The 17,662-nt window shown below is 71.5% G+C and carries 16 protein-coding genes; 5 read left to right on the forward strand and 11 right to left on the reverse strand.

Annotation, left to right across the window (positions count from 1 at the left end; translation table 11 throughout):
- The first annotated feature begins 36 nt into the window (after positions 1-36).
- Positions 37-3,969, forward strand: a complete 3,933-nt coding sequence (locus tag TR46_RS25540) for a Pls/PosA family non-ribosomal peptide synthetase (RefSeq protein WP_236655497.1) — start codon at positions 37-39, stop codon at positions 3,967-3,969.
- A gap of 370 nt (positions 3,970-4,339) precedes the next feature.
- Here TR46_RS25540 and TR46_RS25545 read toward each other — a convergent pair whose 3' ends face one another.
- Positions 4,340-4,591, reverse strand: a complete 252-nt coding sequence (locus TR46_RS25545; protein ID WP_030257455.1) for a WhiB family transcriptional regulator — start codon at positions 4,589-4,591, stop codon at positions 4,340-4,342.
- Positions 4,592-4,925: 334 nt separating this feature from the next.
- Positions 4,926-5,873 (reverse strand): diacylglycerol/lipid kinase family protein, encoded by a 948-nt coding sequence (locus tag TR46_RS25550; protein ID WP_042405367.1) that lies wholly within the window; start codon positions 5,871-5,873, stop codon positions 4,926-4,928.
- A gap of 111 nt (positions 5,874-5,984) precedes the next feature.
- Between TR46_RS25550 and TR46_RS25555 the strand changes: the two genes are divergently transcribed.
- Complete coding sequence (locus tag TR46_RS25555; RefSeq protein ID WP_052433087.1) at positions 5,985-6,440, forward strand: hypothetical protein; 456 nt, start codon at positions 5,985-5,987, stop codon at positions 6,438-6,440.
- Positions 6,441-6,456: 16 nt separating this feature from the next.
- On the opposite strand, the gene TR46_RS25560 is transcribed toward TR46_RS25555, so the two are convergent.
- The 4 genes from TR46_RS25560 to TR46_RS25575 all read right to left on the reverse strand — a co-directional run bounded on the left by TR46_RS25560 (position 6,457) and on the right by TR46_RS25575 (position 9,202).
- Positions 6,457-7,497, reverse strand: a complete 1,041-nt coding sequence (locus tag TR46_RS25560; protein ID WP_236655498.1) for an RNA polymerase sigma factor SigF — start codon at positions 7,495-7,497, stop codon at positions 6,457-6,459.
- 188 nt (positions 7,498-7,685) lie between these two features.
- Positions 7,686-8,099: an ATP-binding protein gene (locus TR46_RS25565; RefSeq protein WP_030257444.1), complete on the reverse strand. Its 414-nt coding sequence runs from the start codon at positions 8,097-8,099 to the stop codon at positions 7,686-7,688.
- Between the two features lie 265 nt (positions 8,100-8,364).
- Positions 8,365-8,847, reverse strand: a complete 483-nt coding sequence (locus TR46_RS25570; RefSeq protein WP_042405370.1) for a GNAT family N-acetyltransferase — start codon at positions 8,845-8,847, stop codon at positions 8,365-8,367.
- 94 nt (positions 8,848-8,941) lie between these two features.
- Entirely contained in the window at positions 8,942-9,202 is a 261-nt protein-coding gene (locus TR46_RS25575) for a UBP-type zinc finger domain-containing protein (RefSeq protein WP_042405371.1), read from the reverse strand.
- A 179-nt stretch (positions 9,203-9,381) separates the two neighbouring features.
- Between TR46_RS25575 and TR46_RS25580 the strand changes: the two genes are divergently transcribed.
- On the forward strand, positions 9,382-10,980 hold the full coding sequence (locus TR46_RS25580; protein WP_042405373.1) for a Na+/H+ antiporter: 1,599 nt from the start codon (positions 9,382-9,384) through the stop codon (positions 10,978-10,980).
- Between the two features lie 61 nt (positions 10,981-11,041).
- Here the strand turns inward: TR46_RS25580 and sodN are convergent, their stop codons facing one another.
- A complete protein-coding gene (gene sodN / locus TR46_RS25585; protein ID WP_042405375.1) occupies positions 11,042-11,437 on the reverse strand; it encodes a superoxide dismutase, Ni in 396 nt (131 codons plus the stop codon).
- Between the two features lie 197 nt (positions 11,438-11,634).
- On the opposite strand from sodN, the gene sodX reads away from it, so the two are divergent.
- A complete protein-coding gene (gene sodX / locus TR46_RS25590) occupies positions 11,635-12,102 on the forward strand; it encodes a nickel-type superoxide dismutase maturation protease (protein ID WP_052433088.1) in 468 nt (155 codons plus the stop codon).
- A 166-nt stretch (positions 12,103-12,268) separates the two neighbouring features.
- On the opposite strand, the gene TR46_RS25595 is transcribed toward sodX, so the two are convergent.
- The 4 genes from TR46_RS25595 to TR46_RS25610 all read right to left on the reverse strand — a co-directional run bounded on the left by TR46_RS25595 (position 12,269) and on the right by TR46_RS25610 (position 15,739).
- A complete protein-coding gene (locus TR46_RS25595) occupies positions 12,269-12,841 on the reverse strand; it encodes a CGNR zinc finger domain-containing protein (RefSeq protein WP_042405377.1) in 573 nt (190 codons plus the stop codon).
- Positions 12,842-12,987: 146 nt separating this feature from the next.
- Positions 12,988-13,740 (reverse strand): amino acid ABC transporter ATP-binding protein, encoded by a 753-nt coding sequence (locus tag TR46_RS25600; protein WP_042405419.1) that lies wholly within the window; start codon positions 13,738-13,740, stop codon positions 12,988-12,990.
- Between the two features lie 17 nt (positions 13,741-13,757).
- Positions 13,758-14,735: an amino acid ABC transporter permease gene (locus TR46_RS25605; protein ID WP_063770672.1), complete on the reverse strand. Its 978-nt coding sequence runs from the start codon at positions 14,733-14,735 to the stop codon at positions 13,758-13,760.
- A 44-nt stretch (positions 14,736-14,779) separates the two neighbouring features.
- Positions 14,780-15,739 carry an ABC transporter substrate-binding protein gene (locus tag TR46_RS25610; RefSeq protein WP_084718916.1) on the reverse strand — a complete coding sequence of 320 codons (960 nt, stop codon included), beginning with the start codon at positions 15,737-15,739 and terminating at the stop codon, positions 14,780-14,782.
- A gap of 582 nt (positions 15,740-16,321) precedes the next feature.
- On the opposite strand from TR46_RS25610, the gene TR46_RS25615 reads away from it, so the two are divergent.
- Positions 16,322-17,548, forward strand: a complete 1,227-nt coding sequence (locus TR46_RS25615) for an NAD(P)-dependent malic enzyme (protein WP_042405422.1) — start codon at positions 16,322-16,324, stop codon at positions 17,546-17,548.
- The last annotated feature ends 114 nt before the right edge of the window (positions 17,549-17,662 follow it).

The raw sequence follows: 17,662 nt of genomic DNA on the forward strand, positions 1-17,662 counted from the left end.
GGGGGGCGGGGCGGGCCCGCCGCACCGGCCCGGACTTTGCTGGACGTCCTCGACGCCACGGTGCTGAGCTCGCCGCTGGCTCCGGCCCTGGACGCGGACGGCACCGTGCTGGTCTACCGGGCGCTCCGGGACGCGGCCGACGCGACGGCGGCCCGGCTGTCCGCCCGCGGGGTCGGCCCCGGTGACCGGGTGGGCGTACGGGTTCCGTCCGGCACGGCGGAGCTCTACACGGCGATCCTCGGCGTGCTCAGGGCGGGGGCGGCGTATGTCCCGGTGGATGTGGACGACCCGGACGAACGGGCCGAGCTGATCTGGCGGGACGCCGGGGTGCGCGCGGTCCTGGGCCCGGACGGCGAGCTCGCGGACGGTCCCGGCGCGGCCCGGCCGAGGGCGCCGCGGCGCCCGCCGACCCCGGACGACGACGCCTGGGTGATCTTCACCTCCGGCACCACCGGACGCCCCAAGGGCGTCGCCGTCACCCACCGCTCAGCGGCCGCCTTCGTCGATGCCGAGGCCGAACTCTTCCTCCAGGACGCCCCGCTGGGACGAGGGGACCGGGTGCTGGCCGGGCTCTCGGTGGCCTTCGACGCCTCCTGCGAGGAGATGTGGCTGGCCTGGCGGCACGGCGCCTGCCTGGTGCCCGCGCCCCGCGCACTGGTCCGGGCCGGGGCCGAACTCGGCCCGTGGCTGGTCCGGCGCGGGATCACGGTGGTGTCCACCGTCCCCACCCTGGCCGCACTCTGGCCGGCCGAGGCGCTGGACGCGGTGCGGCTGCTGATCGTCGGCGGTGAGGCCTGCCCCGCCGAGCTGGTGCAGCGGCTGGACGTGCCGGGACGCGAGTTCTGGAACACCTACGGCCCCACCGAGACCACCGTGGTGGCGTGCGCCTCCCGGATGCGGGCCGGACAGCCGGTGCGCATCGGCACCCCGCTGAACGGCTGGGAGGTCGCGGTGGTGGACCCGGCCGGGCATCCGGTGCCCTGGGGCGGCACCGGCGAGCTGTTGATCTCCGGGGTCGGCACGGCCCGCTACCTGGACCGGTCCAAGGACGCCGAGAAGTTCCGGCCGCACCCCGCCCTGCCCGGCGCCCGGGTCTACCGCAGCGGGGACCTGGTCCGGGCCGACCGGGACGGCCTGGCCTTCGTCGGCCGCGCCGACGAGCAGGTCAAGCTCGGCGGCCGGCGGATCGAGCTCGGCGAGGTCGACGCGGCGCTGGCGGCGCTCCCCGGAGTCCGCGCGGCCGCTGCCGCGGTGCAGCAGACGCCGGGCGGCGGGCACCTGCTGGTCGGTTATCTGGTCCCGGACGGTGATGATGTGTCAGTCTCCGGCCCGCTGGATCTGACGCTGCTGCGCCAGCTGCTGCGGCAGCGGCTTCCGGCCGCGCTGGTGCCGGTGCTGGCGGAGCTGGCCGAACTGCCGACCAGGACCTCGGGCAAGGTGGACCGCAAGGCGCTGCCCTGGCCGCCGCCCCGACCGTCCGGACCCGGACCCGGATCCGCATCCGTCTCCGGATCCGGACCCGCATCCGGGACCGGTGCCGAACTGCACGGCACCGCTGCCCGGCTGGCCGGCCAGTGGCGCGACCTGCTCGGCGTCGACCCGGACCACGGCAGCGACTTCTTCGCGCTGGGCGGCACCAGCCTGGCCGCCGCCCGACTGGTCTCGCTGCTGCGGCAGCGGCACCCCGGGCTGTCCGTCGCCGACCTCTACCGGCAGCCCCGGCTCGGCGACCTGGCCGCCCACCTGGACCGGAGCACCGGCGCCCACTCCGAACCCGCCCCCGTCTCCGACCGCGCCGCCGCCCCCGAACCCGCGGCCGTACCCCCACCCGCTCCCGTACCCGCCGCATCCGCACCCCGCCTCCGCCTGGTCGGCCTCTACCAGGCCGCCGTGCTCGCCCTACTGCACACCCTCGGCGGGCTGCGCTGGGTGCTCGCCCTCGCCGCCGCCGAGAATCTGCTGCCCTCCTCGCTGCCGTGGACCCTGCGCACGTCCTGGTGGCTGATCGCCGGCGGCTGGCTGCTGCTGTCCAGCGCCCTCGGCCGCACCGTGATCGGGGCCGTCGGAGCCCGGCTGCTGACCCGGGGCCTGCGGCCGGGCAGCTATCCGCGCGGCGGCCCTGCGCATCTGCGGCTGTGGACGGCGGAGCGACTGGTCGGCGTGTTCAATGTGGCCTCCGTGCTGGGCACCCCGCTGGCCGGGCGCTACGCCAGGATGCTCGGCTGCCGGGTCGGCGCGGACGTCGCGCTGCACACCATGCCGCCGGTCACCGGACTGGCCGCGTTCGGCTCGGGCTGCTCGCTCGAACCCGAGGTGGACGCCGCCGGATGGTGGCTGGAGGGGGACCGGCTGCACCTGGGCACCGTCTCCGTCGGCCCCGGAGCCAGGGTCGGCACCCGTTCCACGCTGATGCCGGGGGCCGAGGTCGGCCCCGGTGCGGAGGTCGCCCCCGGCAGCTGCGTCACCGGCGCGGTCCCCGGCCACGCCCGCTGGCACGGCTCACCGGCGCGCCCGGACCCCGAGCGGTCGGCCTGGACCGGCTGGCCGGTCACCGCCCCGGCGGTCACCCCGGGACACCGCCGCCGCTGGCACGCCGCCTATGCCCTGTCCCTGCCGCTGCTGCAACTGCTGCCGCTGGTCGCGACCGTGCCCGGGCTGCTGGTGCTCTATCTGCTGATGGGCCGTGACCCCAGCTGGAACAGCGTGTTCGACCGGCTGCTGCTCTCCTCGGTGCCGCTGGCGCTGTTCGCCCTGGCCCTCTACGCCCTGCTGCTGGCCGGACTGGTGCGGCTGCTCTCCCGATCGGTCACCCCGGGCCTGCACCCGGCGCTCGGTCGGACCGGCTGGAGCGTCTGGGTGGTGCACCAACTCATGGGCTCGGCCCGGTCGCTGCTGTTCCCGCTCTACGCCTCACTGGCCACCCCGGCCTGGCTGCGGCTGCTGGGGGCGAGGGTGGGCCGCCGGGTGGAGGCCTCGACCGTGCTCGCCCTGCCCGGGCTGATCCGCGTCGACGACTACGCCTTCCTGGCCGACGACACCCTGCTGGCCCCGTTCCAGATCCGCGGCGGCTGGCTGCGGCTGGGCACGGCCGGGGTCGGGCGGCGTTCCTTCGTCGGGAACTCCGGGATCGTGGGCCCGGGGCGGGAGTTGCCGGACGACTCGCTGGTGGGCGTGCTCTCGGACGCGCCGCCCGCGGACCGGGTCACGGCCGGGGCGTCCTGGCTGGGCCGTCCGGGCTTCGGCATCCCGCGGGTCGCCGAGACCGGGGACGCGGCCCGCACCTACGAGCCGCCGTCCCGGCTGGTGCTGGCCAGGGCGTCGGTGGAGCTGTGCCGGCTCGTCCCGACGGTGCTGACCGTGCTGCTGGGCGACCTGGCCGTGGCCGGACTGCAGGAGCTGCTGCGCCGGGACGGTCTGACGGCCTGTGTGCTCGGCTCGGGCCCGCTGCTGCTGGGCTGCGGGGCGGCCGCCTGCCTGGTCACCACCGCGGCCAAATGGCTGCTGCTGGGACGGTTCCGGACCGGGCGGCAGCCGCTGTGGAGTTCCTTCGTCTGGCGCAATGAGCTGTTCGACGTCTTCGTCGAGGAACTGGCGATGCCCTGGCTCGGCAGCTCCCTGCTCGGCACTCCCTTCCTCACCGCGTGGCTGCGCAGTCTGGGTGCGCGGATCGGGCGGGGGGTGTGGTGCGAGACCCACTGGCTGCCGGAGACCGACCTGGTCCGTCTGGGGGAGGGCTGCTCGGTCAACCGGGGCGTGGTGCTGCAGACGCATCTCTTCCACGATCGGCTGATGCGGATGGACGGCGTTGACGTCGGAGCCGGGGCGACCGTGGGACCGCACTCCATCGTGCTGCTGGGCGCGGGGGTGGGGGACGGCGCGGTGGTCGGCCCGGCCTCCCTGGTGATGCGCGGCGAGGCGCTGCCGGCGGGTACCCGTTGGCTGGGAAACCCTGTGGCGCAGTGGAGTTGAGCAGGTAGCGGCCGGGACGACGCGGCCGGGAGGTGGCGGCCGGGAGGTGACGGGGACGCGGAGGACGGGAAGCAGAACGAGGCCCTGTCGACCGGGGGGGAGGGTCGACAGGGCCTCTCAAGCCTGCTCCGGCCGTCGGGGGGAGTCGGCCGGGGCAGGGGCTCTGGGTGCGGGCTGCGCCCGCGTGCATCGCACGGGCGGCTGCCCTCGTCTCCGACGGTATCAAACCGCCGGGGTCGGCGAGCGCCGCGTTCAGTGCGTTGCTTCGGAAAGTGCCTTGCGGCACCTGATCACATGCTGATCGAGATGTGGTGCGGTGGTGCGGGTACTGCGTCCCCCAGGCAGGTGGTGCGTTCTGCCGGACGGTGCGTCAGGCGGTGCGCGCGCGGTTGCGGGCGGCGCGACGCTTCATCGCACGACGCTCGTCCTCGCTCATTCCACCCCAGACGCCGGCGTCCTGACCGGTCTCCAGGGCCCACTGCAGGCAGCTTTCCATGACCGGGCAGCGACGGCAGACGGCCTTCGCTTCCTCGATCTGCAGCAGGGCGGGCCCCGTGTTGCCGATGGGGAAGAACAGCTCGGGGTCTTCTTCCCGGCAGACAGCGCGGTGGCGCCAGTCCATGATGATCCAACTCCTCCAGCCGACGGGGATGTCCCGCGGCTCATCGGTGGCTTGTGAATGTGAACGCTTTCACGAACCCTGTGGCAGGTGCGCGGCCAACGGGTGGGTCGGCGTGCGGATGCCTGCGACGTTGCAGTGGATTCGGGCGAATCAGGCGGGTCTCCGGTAACGGTCCGTCCCGATCGCCATGTAAAGGTTCGCAAACCTCGACTCCGGATACAACCCCTATCGAGAAGGAATTTTTGATTCGTCGGTGTCTGCTAGGTCACACCCTGTACTTCTATGGAGTGAAGCGGGCCAGGCGTTCGAGAAGAAGGGCTCAAGGCCCTTCTGATCACACAATCACACGCAGTGCGCGACGTACGCCTGAGAAGCTGACTTGGTTCCGCTCTCCAAGGTGGTCTCCGTCGACCTGAAATGGCAGCGTTTCCTGCGAATGCAAGGTGAATTCCCGGAGGTCGTGGTAAGCGACCACGTGTTTGCCCCGCGGGCCCTTCCCGGAACCGTCCAGGAGCTGGGGGATCGTTCGAAGGGTCTGCAGCAGCGACATCTTCGTCATGCCGAACAGGTCCAGATCGGTGTCGAACGTCGCCTCGGGTGAGGCGTAGACCGGTCGGTTGCCCAGGAAGGTCCAGGGCGAGGTGTTCGCCACTATGGACACCACCAGCCCCTCGACCGGTTCCGCGCCGGGGATGCGGAGAGTGATCGGGCCCGCCCTGCGGTGCTCGCGCTCGCCGAAGTAGTGGCGTACCGCCTGGTTGATGTAGAGGGCGTGGGTGGACCGCTTGCCGCTGCGGCGGTGCTGCTCGACCCGGCCGACCACGCCGGCGTCGAAGCCGAAGCCGGCGGTGAAGGTGAACCAGCGCTCGGGCAGGCCCTCGGTGGTGGCCCGGCCGAGGCCGACGGTCCGCTCCCGTCCGGAGGAGAGGGCGTCCAGGAGTATCCCGGTCGCCTCCACCGGGTCGTTGGGCAGTCCGAGGGCGCGGGCGAAGACATTGGTGCTGCCGCCGGGTACCACCGCGAGTCTGGGCAGGTGTTCGGAGGGTCCGTCCGCGAGCAGTCCGTTGACGACCTCGTTCACGGTGCCGTCGCCGCCCAGCGACACCACCAGGTCCACACTGCCGGAGGCGGCGGCGTCCCTGGCCAGATCGCGGGCGTGGCCCCGGTACTCGGTGGCCACGACCTCCAGTTTCAGGTCGCTGGCCAGCGCATGGGCGAGCACGTCCTTGGTCCGGCCACTGGTGGTGGTCGCCTTCGGGTTGACGACCAGGAGCGCACGCATACCGTCAGCTTACCTACCGGCAGGTATGCGGCGGCGGAAGGGCATCCGTAAGGGGGAGCCGAGGAGAGGGGCCCGCCGGGGAGCGGTTGCCGGGGCGGCTAGCCTGGTGAGGTGACTGCCGACGCCCCGCTGAATGCCCGCACCGCCTCCACCGCCGACCCGGCCGGGCCGGCGGCCCGCCCCTGGACGCTGACCGCCGGCGCGGCCATAGCGGTGGCCCAGGGTGTGCTGCTCACCGCCTATGGCGTCTACCTGATGGTCGAGGGCCTGTTCACCCACACCCGCACGGGGGTCGGGCTGACCGAGTTCGGCGGGTTCATCGTGCTGCTGCTCGGCCTGCTGCCGCTGTTCGCCGGGCGGGCCCTGCTGCGGGCGAAGCGCTGGGGCCGCAGCCCCGCGGTGATGGTCGACACCCTCTGCCTGGCCGTCACCTACTTCACCTTCCAGAACGGCGGCCTGCAGATCCCGGTCGGCATCCTGGTCGGCCTGGCCGGCATCGGCGGGGTCGTGCTGCTGCTGCACCCGCGGACCACGGCGACGCTGTGGCCCGCGGGGTACGGCAAGTAGGACCGCCCGCTCCGTCCTACTCCTCCAGCAGCAGCTTGTCGCGCAGCTGGGCCAGCGTCCTGGCGAGCAGCCGGGAGACGTGCATCTGCGAGATGCCCACCTCCGAGGCGATCTGGGACTGGGTCATGTTCCGGAAGAAGCGCAGCACCAGGATCCGCTGCTCCCGCTGCGGCAGCTGGGCCAGCAGCGGCTTGAGCGACTCGCGGTACTCCACGCCCTCCAGCGCGTCGTCCTCCGCGCCCAGGGTGTCCGCCACGGCCGGCGACTCGTCGTCGGTGTCCGGGACGTCCAGGGAGAGGGTGCTGTAGGCGTTGGCGGACTCCAGCCCCTCCAGCACCTCCTCCTCGGTGATGCCGAGGCGTTCGGCCAGCTCGTGCACGGTGGGGGAGCGGCCGTGCTGCTGGGACAGCTCGCCGGTGGCCGTGGTCAGCGACAGCCGCAGCTCCTGCAGCCGGCGCGGGACCCGCACCGCCCAGCCCTTGTCGCGGAAGTGGCGCTTGATCTCGCCGACGATGGTGGGCGTCGCGTAGGTGGAGAACTCCACCCCGCGGTCCACGTCGAACCGGTCCACCGACTTGATCAGTCCGATGGTGGCGACCTGGGTCAGGTCGTCCAGCGGCTCGCCGCGGTTGCGGAAGCGCCGGGCCAGGTGCTCCACCAGCGGGATGTGCATCCGGACCAGCTGGTTGCGCAGCTCGACCCGCTCCGGTGAGTCCTTCTCCAGCGCCGAGAGCTGGACGAACAGCGCCCGCGCCGCCTCGCGGTCCGGGGCGCCGTGCCGCTGCGGGGCCGGCCGGCCGCCGCCCCAGACATGCGGTTCGGGCGCGGCCGCGTGCTCCGCGTCCTCGTCCGCCGCGGTGTCGGTGAGGTCGCCGACGATGTCGGCCACCAGCTCGGCGGCGTCCTGGTCGAGCTCGTCGCCGTCGGCCCCGACGACGCCCCCATCGGCCCCGCCACCGGCGTCGACCTCGGCCTCCGCCTCGGCTTTGTCCAGACCGTCCGTCTCCCCGACCACCGGGGGCGGGACCTGGTCGGGACGGTCGGGATCGTCTGCCAACACCCTGTCCTCCGCCTGCTCTGACGCCGAGCCCGCCGACTGTGCCGGCAGCACGGCTTTACCGGCGCTCCTACCCGTACCGGACTGCAGCCCGGCACCGCTGCTGCGGTCCAGATCACTCACGGCGATCCCCCGTTCTGTTCCGTTCCGGGATCAACTTGTCCGTACCCTCAAGACCCGCAGGGCCCTCACGGCTGGCCCGGTCCGGCGCCGCGCTTCTTGTGCAGGCTGATGGTGACCGTGCGGTCCTCCTCCACGGTCGACTCCACCTCGCCGGCCAGTGCGGAGAGCACCGTCCAGGCGAAGGTGTCGCGCTCGGGGGCGCGGCCGTCGGTGGTCGGCGCCGACACGGTCACCCGCAGCGAGTCGCCGACCAGCCGGAACACACAGCGCAGCACGCTGCCCGGCACCGCCTGCTGGAGCAGGATGGCGCAGGCCTCGTCGACCGCGATCCTCAGGTCCTCGATCTCGTCGAGGGTGAAGTCGAGTCTGGCCGCGAGGCCCGCTGTCGCGGTTCGCAGGACCGAGAGGTAGGCACCCGCCGCGGGCAGCCGGACTTCGACGAAGTCCTTCGCGTCGGGCTCGCCGTCGATCTGGGACACCCTCACCTCCGTTGGTGTTGCGCCGCCGCGGCGGACACCGCCGCCGAGCGGTTGTTCTCAGCAAGTGCTGCTCGTGCGGGCGTATTCCGCCCGGGAGGTGACGCTATCGCGATCCTCGGTGCGATGTCGCCTGCCCGGGGACCGGGCTGCTCGACAAGCCCGGTGCGGGAGCCGCATTCGCCCGCTGGGCCCTTCGGATGACTCATGGTAGTTCGTCAGGTGCGAAGCGTGGCAGTGCGGGTGGGGAATGGTGCCGCGTGCCCGCTCAATTCCGTGGAGCGCCCAGCGCGGCCAAAGGCGCACCGGTCAGCCGGAACACCGTCCACTCGTCCATGGGGACGGCGCCGAGGGATTTGTAGAAGCCGATCGAGGGCTCGTTCCAGTCCAGCACCGACCATTCCAGCCGCCCGTAGCCGCGCTCGGTGCAGAGCCGCGCCAGGGTGGCCAGCAGAGCCCTGCCGTGGCCGCCGCCGCGGGCCTCCGGCCGGACGTAGAGGTCCTCCAGGTAGATGCCGTGGACGCCCTTCCAGGTCGAGAAGTTGAGGAACCACAGGGCGAAGCCCACCGGCTCGCCGGTCGCGTCGTCCTCGGCGATGTGGGCGAAGGCGGCCGGGTGCGGGCCGAACAGGGCGGAGCGCAGCTGCCCCTCGGTGGCCCTGGCGTCCTCCAGGGCCCGCTCGTACTCCGCGAGCTCCCGGACGAAGGCCAGGATCTGCGGGATGTCGTCGGGACGTGCTTCACGGATCATGCCCGCAGCCTACGACGGCAGGCGGTGGGCCACAGGGGGCCGGGGTCGGCAGGGGTTCGGCCAGGGTCGGCGGGGCGGCCTGGGGGGCGGTCGCTCAGACGAGTGAGCGGTCCTCGTAGCACCAGCGCCAGGCCTCGCCCGGCTCGAAGGAGCGCATCACCGGATGGCCCGTGGCGTGGAAGTGCGCGGTGGCATGCCGGCTGGGGGAGGAGTCGCAGCAGGCGATGTGCCCGCAGACCAGGCATTTGCGCAGCTGTACCGGGTGCTGGCCGAGCGCGACGCACTCCGGGCAGGTCTCGGCGAGCGCCTCGGGCTCCGGGTCGGGCAGGGCGGCGCTGTGCGGACAACCGTGCATTCCTGACATACCGACCAGAGTACGGGAGCGCGGCGCCGCGCCCCCCGCGCGCCGTTCGCGCGCCCGGGCATCGCTGTGCTTCCGTTTCCTGCGGTAGCCCTCGAACACCTGCCGCCCCCTCTCCCCGGCCCCATCCTGCCAGCTCCCGCCGCCCGGCCCGATTCCCGAAGGACGCAACGATGGACTCCAGCGCCCTGCTGCCGCTCGTCGCGGGCAGCGCCGCCGTTGCCGGCGTGGCCCGGCGGCTGAACTTCTCGGCCCCGCTGCTGCTGGTCGCGGTCGGCCTGGCCGCCGCCTACATCCCCGGTGTACCGACCTACACCCTCGACCCCGGACTGGTGCTGCCGCTGGTACTGCCGCCGCTGCTCTACACCTCGGCGCTGGACAGCTCCTACCGGAGCCTGCGCGCCAACGTCCGGCCGGTCGCGATGCTCTCCATCGGCTTCGTGCTGTTCAGCACGGTCGTCGTCGGCCTGCTCGCCTATGCGGTGATCCCCGGACTGCCGGTCGCCGCCGCCTTCGTGCTCGGCGCGGTGGTCGCCCCGCCGGACGCCGTCGCCGCCACCGCGATCGCCCGCCGGGTCGGCCTCCCGGCCCGGATCGTCACCATCCTGCAGGGCGAGAGCCTGGTCAACGACGCCACCGCGATCACCGCCTACCGGGTCGCCGTCGCCGCTGCCCTCGGCGAGGGCTTCTCCTGGGGGACGGCCTTCGGGGAGTTCCTGCTCGCCGCGATCGGCGGCACCGCGGTCGGGCTGGTACTGATGGTGCCGCTGCAGTGGGCCCGGCGGCGGCTGCGCGACCCGCTGCTGCTCAACACCTTCTCGCTGCTGGTCCCGTTCGCCGCCTACGCGGCCGCCGAGGAGTTCCACGCCTCCGGCGTGATCGCGGTGGTGGTGGTCGGCCTCTACCTGGGCCACCACGCCCACACCGTGGACTTCGCGCTGCGGCTGCAGGAGGAGTCGGTGTGGAAGATGGTCGCCTTCATCCTGGAATCAGCGGTTTTCGCCCTGATCGGCCTGCAGCTCCCGGTGGTGCTGCGGGCGCTGCGCGGCTACTCCTCGGCGGAACTGCTGGGGTGGGCGCTGCTGGTGCTCGGGTCGGTGATCGCGGCCCGGTTCGTCTGGTGCTGGCCGGCCACCTACCTGCCGCCGCTGCTCAGCCGCCGGATCCGGGAGCGCGAGGGCATCCCCGACTGGACCAGGCCCTTCGTCATCGCCTGGGCCGGGATGCGCGGGGTGGTCTCGCTGGCGGTGGCCTTCTCCATCCCGGTCACCGTCGACGACGGCAGCCCCTTCCCGGCGCGGGAACTGATCCTCTATCTGACCTTCGTGGTGGTCATCGGCACCCTGCTGCTGCACGGCCTCACCCTGCCCAAGCTGGTCAACGCGCTGCCGCTGCCGGAGGTCAACCCGCAGCGGGAGGTGCTGATCCAGGCGCAGGCCCAGAACGACGCCTCGCTGGCGGCCTCGGCCCGGCTGGACGAATTGCTCACCGACCCCCGGAACCGGCTCCCCGAGGCGCTGGAGCAGCGGCTGCGGCGGGTGCTGGAGCGACGCCAGAACGGCGTCTGGGAACGCCTGGGCGCGGCGGTGGACGCCGAGACCGGGGACTCCGCCGACGCGGTCTACCGGCGGCTCGGCAAGGCCACCATCGCCGCCGAGCGCGACGTGTTCGTCGAGCTGCGGGACAGCGACCGCATCGACGACGAGCTGCTCCGCCGCCTGATCCGTCAACTCGACTACGAGGAGGCTTTGGTGGACCACGCCGAGGACTGAACCCGGGAACGACGGCAGGGGCCGGACGGGTGTCCCGTCCGGCCCCTGCTCCAGCCTCTGGTCAGGCCTTCTTCGTCTCCCAGAAGATGCGGTCGATCTCGGCGATCAGGTCCAGAGCCTTCTGGCCGGTCGCCGGGTCGGTCGACGCCTTGGCGGCGCTGAGCGCCTTCAGGGTGTCGTTGACCAGGGTGTGCAGCTGCGGGTACGTCTCGAAGTGCGGGGCCTTGAAGTAGTCCGACCACAGCACCGAGACGTGGTGCTTGGCCAGCTCGGCGCGCTCCTCCTTGATGACGATGGCGCGCGCGCGGAAGTGCGGGTCGTCGTTGGCCTGGTACTTCTCCTGGGTGGCCTTGACCGACTCCGCCTCGATGCGGGCCTGGGCGGGGTCGTAGACACCGCAGGGCAGGTCGCAGTGGGCGTGGACAGTGATCCGCGGTGCAAAAAGCCGAGAGAACATGGAGATCCCTTTCCTGTGATCGTCTTCCCGCGCACGAGATTACTCCGGATCGCCCGCCGAATCGCGTTCAGGGGCGGGTCCTAGGACAAAAGCCGTACGAGCCGTGGACTTCACGGCGTGGTGGGAGAAGATGGAGACGAGACGACAGCAGTGGGGCACCGCGGCGCGGGACGAACAGTGAGGATCGGCGGAACGGCATGGCTGAGCAGAAGCACGACCCGCTCCCCGCCCCCCTTCCCCAGGAACCCCCGGAAGGCGGGCTCACCCCGGGGCGCTTCGGCGTGCTCGATGTTGACGGACCGTCGATGGCGCCCACCCTCGCCCACGGCGACCGGCTGTTCTGCCGTTACGGCGGACGGGTCAGGGCCGGGGCGATCGTGGTGGCCCGGCATCCGCTGCGGCAGGAGCTGTTCGTGGTGAAGCGGGCGGCGGAGCGCCGCCGCGGCGGCTGGTGGCTGCTGTCCGACAACAGCCAGGTCGAGGGCGACAGCCGGGACTTCGGGCCGGTGCCGGACGAGCTGGTGCTCGGCCGGGTGCTGTTCCGGATCGGGCCGAGGCCGTCCTGGCTGGCCCCGCCCCGGCCCCTGGAGCGGGTGCTGGACCGGGTGCCGTATGCACTGGCCCGGCGGTTCGGGGCGTTCCGGCGTGTCGCCGGCCAGCAGTGACGCCTGAGGGATCCTCGGCTGCGGACCGTAGCCGGCTGGGCGCGCAGTTCCCCGCGCCCCTGGGGACTGCAACTGAACCGCAGTGAGTCAGTTGCACCTCCGTAGGGGCGCGGGGAACTGCGCGACGAGCCAGGCACACGCCGCACCCGACAACCGACGGAAAACCCTAGGCCCCCGCTGCGGCCTCCCGCTTCCGCGCCCGATACGCGGCCACGTTCGCGCGGGTCGCGCACCGGTCGGAGCAGTAGCGGCGCGAGCGGTTGGTGGAGGTGTCCAGATAGGCGTTGCGGCACGGCGCCGCCTGGCAGATGCCGAGCCGGTCCACCCCGTGCTGGGTGAGGTGGACGGCCAGCCCCATGCTCGCGCCGGTGGCGAACAGCGCGGTGGCGGTGCCGGCGTTCTCGGCGAGGTGCATGTGCCACTGCGGCCTGCCGTTCTCGCCGAGGAACCCGTGCCCGGAGACCACCGGGCTGACCGGGTACTCGGTGAGCAGTTCGTTGAGCAGGTCCACGGCCCTGGTCTCGTCGCCCTCGGCCGCCGACTCGAAGACCGCCCGCAGCCGCAGCCGTACCGCCCGCAGTTTGGGCAGGTCCCCCTCGTCGGCGAGCCGTCCGCCCCTGCTGCTGCCGCTGAACAACCGCCGCACGGCCTCCACCGTGGTGAGTCCGTCCCTGCCGCGACCGGGCTCCTCGGTGTTGACCAGCCGTACGGCCAGCTCTGCGTAGGAGGCGAGCTCCACGGTGTCGCTCCTCGGTAGTAATGGCTGTGCTCCGGATCAGCCTATTACGAATGGTGCCGTCCACGAACGGCAGCATCGCGGCCCCGGCTGCAGTCCCCACTGTGGAGGGACTGCAGCCGGGGCCGCGAGGTTCGGACCGAGCGTACTCACAGGACTTTCGAGAGGAACGCGCGGGTGCGCTCGTGCTGGGGGTTGGTCAGGACCTCGCGGGGGTGGCCGGATTCGACCACGACGCCGCCGTCCATGAAGACCAGGGCGTCGCCGACCTCGCGGGCGAAACCCATCTCATGGGTGACCACGATCATCGTCATGCCCTGTTCGGCCAGCTCCCGCATGCAGTCCAGGACGTCGCCCACCAGTTCGGGGTCGAGCGCCGAGGTGGGCTCGTCGAAGAGCATCAGCTTGGGCTCCATGGCCAGGGCGCGGGCGATGGCCACACGCTGCTGCTGGCCGCCGGAGAGCTGCGAGGGATAGCTGGCCGCCTTGTCGGCCAGGCCGACCTGGGCCAGCCGGGCCTCGGCCCGCTCCCTGGCCGCCTGCTTCGACTCGCCCTTGACCCGGACCGGCGCCTCCATCACGTTCTCGATCGCGGTGAGGTGCGGGAACAGGTTGAAGCGCTGGAACACCATGCCGATGTCGCGCCGCTTGAGCGCGACCTCGCGGTCCTTGAGCTCGTAGAGCTTGCCGTTCCGCTCCCGGTAGCCCATCAGGTCGCCGTCGACGTAGAGCCGGCCGGCGTTGATCTGCTCCAGGTGGTTGATGCAGCGCAGGAAGGTGGACTTGCCCGAGCCGGACGGGCCGACCAGGCAGAACACCTCACCGGGCTGGACCTCCAGGTCGATGCCCTTGAGGACCTCCAGTTGGCCGTAGGACTTGTGCACCTGTTCGGCGCGGACCATGGGGTGGAGGGTCGTGGTCACAGGGAGCCTCCGATGGTGCCGCCGGTGTTGCCGGTGCTGCGCAGTCTGAGGGTCAGCACATTGCTCTTGACCTTCTGCCAGGGCGTGGCCGGCAGTGCGCGGTTGGTGCCGCGGCCGTAGTGGCGCTCGATGTAGAACTGACCGACCGACAGGATCGAGGTGAACAGCAGGTACCAGAGGCTGACCGCGATCAGCGACGGGATGATGTAGAGGGTGCGGGCGCCGATGTCCTGTCCGGCGCGGGTCAGCTCCTCGAAGGCGATCGCGCTGACCAGCGAGGTCGTCTTGAGCATCGAGATGGTCTCGTTGCCGGCCGGCGGGATGATCACCCGCATGGCCTGCGGCAGCACGATCCGGCGCAGGGTCTGCGCGTGGGTCAGCCCCAGCGACGCGGCGGCCTCGGCCTGGCCCTCGTCCACGGAGAGGATGCCGGCCCGGACGATCTCCGCGAAGTAGGCGGCCTCGTTCAGGCCCAGGCCCAGCACGCAGACCATGAACAGCGGAACCAGGTCGTTGTAGTTCCAGGAGACCCAGGTCGGCCCGAACGGGATGCCGAGGCCGACCTTGGGGAAGATCGCGCCCATGAAGTTCCAGAAGAACAGCTGGACCAGCACGGGCGTGCCCCGGAACACCCAGATGTAGAGCCAGGAGACTCCGCTGAGCACGGGGTTGCGGGACAGCCGCATCACCGCGAGCAGGACGCCGCCGACGATGCCGAGCACCATCGCGCACAGCGTCAGCAGCAGTGTCTTCTCCATGCCCTGGATCACCGTGGGATAGGTGAAGACCTGTCCCACGACGTCCCAGTGCAGGACCGAATTGGTGATCATCGCATGCAGGAACATGGCCGCGAGCACGGCGATGCAGGCGATGGCGACCCAGCGTCCGGGGTGCCTGACCGGAACGGCCCGAATGTCCTCGGGCCGTTCCTTGGTCGGCGGCACCCCAGGAGTGGTGTCCTGAGGAGTGGTCACGTCAGCGCTCTCGTTCTCTTACCCGTTGCCTGTGGCCCGGCCGGTCAGCTGGTGGCGCCGTTGAGGGTGATCTGGTCGGCGGTCAGCGCGCCGGAGTCGACACCCCACTTGTTGAGGATCTGCCCGTAGGTGCCGTCCTTGATCAGGTCCTTGATGGCGCCCTGGATGGCCGGACCGAGAGCGCTGCCCTTGGGCACGACGATGCCGTAGGGGGCGACGTTGTAGTTGTCGCCCAGCTTCTGGATCGCGCCGTTGCTCTGCTTGACCGCGTAGTCGATGACCGGGGAGTCGGCCATCATCGCCTGGTCGCGCTTGGAGGTCAGCGCGGTGGTGGCGTCGGTCTGGGCCTCGAACTGGTCGCCGTTGTTGGGGACGGTCTTCTTGCCGGCCTTGGTGCAGGCCGGGTTGATGGTGTTCTTGATCTCGTCGGCCTCGGTGGTGCCGGACTGGACGGCGACCTTGAAGCCGCAGAGGTCGGCGGCGGTGGTGCCGATCTTGTCCGGGTTGCCGGTCAGCACGGCCACGGCCTCACCGGCGGTGAAGTAGTGGACCAGGTCGACCTGCTTCTCGCGGGCCTGGGTGTCGGTGAAGGAGGAGAGGCTGAGGTCGTACTTCTTGGCAGTGATGCCGCCGAGGATGCTGTCGAATCCGGCGCTCTGCCAGTCGGCCTTGAGGCCCAGTTTGGCCAGGATGGCGTTGCCCATGTCGACGTCCATGCCGACGACCTTGCCGCCGGCGTCCTTGAACTCGTCGGGCGCGTAGGTCGAGTCGGTGGCCACCGTGAGGGTGCCCTTGGCCTTGAGGTCGGCGGGGACCATGGCCACCAGGGCGGCGTCGGGGCCGGCCGCGTTGACGGTCTGGGAGGCGTTGGGAGCCGCGCCGGAGTTGCCGTTGATCTTGGAGCTACCGCAGGCGGTCAGCAGTACGGAGCCTGCTGCGACTACGGCGCCGGTCGCGATGATGCGCTTGCCTATGGAGCTGGAGCGGCGGGCGGAGCTGGCCATGAGGGTTCCTCCAGTGGGGAGAGGGACGAGCAGTCGTCACAGCGGTATGCACACCGTTATGCGGCGCCGCGAGCAGTGAATGAGATCGAATCTTGCCACTTCCGGGCTGCCATTCGGGTCACTACCTGTGTCAAAATCGCATAACGGGTGACCCCCGTTGCAGGAACAGGCCACCGGATCGGGACCGATCCGGGAGGCGCGAGGACCGGAAGCCGACGACGCAGGCTCCGGAGCCGCAGCGCTTCGTCGCTTTGGCCGGTTCCTTCTTCCGTGTTCGCTGAGTTCCTGGTACCTCGTTCGAGTGCAGTCATGCCGTAGTCATGCCGCAGTCATGCCGCCTGTGCGGGCGGATCGAACGAGGGGACGGCCGTTGCCGGCCCGGTTGCGCGGACGAAAAGACAAAGGTGTGGCGATGGCGGTCCGGCTAGTGTCGGAAGGCACCGACCGGACGCTCTGCCGTCACCCTGATTGCCGTTCCACCCCGATTGCCGTTCCAACCCAACCCTCATGGAGGCCGGCGGCCCGCCAGCTGTGCGCGCGGCGACCGAGCCGACCTCCCCGTACGACGACGAAGAGGTCATCGTGGCAGCCGAGATCATCAATCCCCGCCCCCTGGACGAGCAGGACAAGGGGCCAGAGGCCCCCGAAAGGCTGGAGCCGATCGACCCCGCCTTCGCGCTGCATCGCGGCGGGAAGATGGAGATCAGTGCGACTGTGCCGGTGCGCAACGCGGACGACCTCTCCCTCGCCTACACGCCGGGGGTGGCCCGGGTCTGCACGGCCATCGCCGAGCAGCCGGACCTGGTCAACGACTACACCTGGAAGTCCAATGTGGTCGCCGTCGTCACCGACGGGACCGCGGTGCTGGGGCTCGGGGACATCGGTCCCGAGGCGTCGCTGCCGGTGATGGAGGGCAAGGCGATCCTGTTCAAGCAGTTCGGCGGGGTCGACGCGGTCCCGATCGCCTTGGACACCAAGGACACCGATGAGATCGTCGAGACGGTGATCCGGCTGGCGCCGTCATTCGGCGGGGTCAACCTGGAGGACATCTCCGCGCCGCGCTGCTTCGAGATCGAGCGGCGGCTGCAGGAGGCCCTGGACATCCCGATCTTCCACGACGACCAGCACGGCACGGCCGTGGTCACGCTGGCGGCACTGCGGAACGCGGCGAAGCTGACCGGCCGCGGGCTGGGGGACCTGCGCGCGGTGATCTCCGGCGCGGGGGCGGCGGGCATCGCCATCGCCAAGATCCTGGTCGGCGCCGGTATCGGTGACGTGGTGCTGTGCGACCGGCAGGGCGCCGTGCATGTCGGGCGCTCCGACCTGACCGACGTGAAGCGGGAGATCGCGGAGCTCACCAACCGCGGCGGGCTGAGCGGGTCGCTGGTGGAGGTGCTGTCCGGGGCCGATGTGTTCATCGGCGTCTCGGGCGGGACGGTGCCGGAGGAGGCCGTCGCGACGATGGCCAAGGACTGCTTCATCTTCGCGATGGCCAATCCCAACCCGGAGGTGCACCCGGAGGTGGCGCACCGCTACGCGGCGGTGGTGGCCACCGGGCGGAGCGACTTCCCCAACCAGATCAACAATGTGCTGGCCTTCCCCGGGATCTTCGCCGGCGCGCTGCAGGTGCGGGCGAGCCGGATCACCGAGGGGATGAAGATCGCGGCGGCGGATGCGCTGGCGGACCTGGTCGGTGACGACCTGTCGGCGGCGGAGGTCATTCCCAGTCCGTTCGACCCGCGGGTCGCTGACGCCGTGAGCAAGGCGGTGGCGGCGGCGGCGCGGGCTGAGGGGGTTGCGCGGCGCTGAGGGGGTTGCGCGGCGCTGAGGTCGCCTCCGGCGGGGGTGCGTGTGGCGGCGTTGCGTGTGGCGGGGTTTGCCTGCGGCGCGGGTGGGTGCGCGGTTGCGGGGGCGGGCCGGGGC

Origin of the sequence: Streptacidiphilus carbonis (assembly GCF_000787775.1) — a bacterium.
GTDB classification, from domain to species: Bacteria; Actinomycetota; Actinomycetes; order Streptomycetales; family Streptomycetaceae; genus Streptacidiphilus; species Streptacidiphilus carbonis.

Coding starts and splice junctions, on each gene's coding strand:
- sodX (WP_052433088.1), top strand. CDS start 11,635: ATGGCTGAGCAGAAGCACGACCCGCTCCCCGCCCCCCTTCCCCAGGAA.
- TR46_RS25570 (WP_042405370.1), bottom strand. CDS start 8,847: ATGATCCGTGAAGCACGTCCCGACGACATCCCGCAGATCCTGGCCTTC.
- TR46_RS25575 (WP_042405371.1), bottom strand. CDS start 9,202: ATGCACGGTTGTCCGCACAGCGCCGCCCTGCCCGACCCGGAGCCCGAG.
- TR46_RS25545 (WP_030257455.1), bottom strand. CDS start 4,591: ATGGACTGGCGCCACCGCGCTGTCTGCCGGGAAGAAGACCCCGAGCTG.
- TR46_RS25600 (WP_042405419.1), bottom strand. CDS start 13,740: ATGGTCCGCGCCGAACAGGTGCACAAGTCCTACGGCCAACTGGAGGTC.
- TR46_RS25610 (WP_084718916.1), bottom strand. CDS start 15,739: ATGGCCAGCTCCGCCCGCCGCTCCAGCTCCATAGGCAAGCGCATCATC.
- sodN (WP_042405375.1), bottom strand. CDS start 11,437: ATGTTCTCTCGGCTTTTTGCACCGCGGATCACTGTCCACGCCCACTGC.
- TR46_RS25580 (WP_042405373.1), top strand. CDS start 9,382: ATGGACTCCAGCGCCCTGCTGCCGCTCGTCGCGGGCAGCGCCGCCGTT.
- TR46_RS25550 (WP_042405367.1), bottom strand. CDS start 5,873: ATGCGTGCGCTCCTGGTCGTCAACCCGAAGGCGACCACCACCAGTGGC.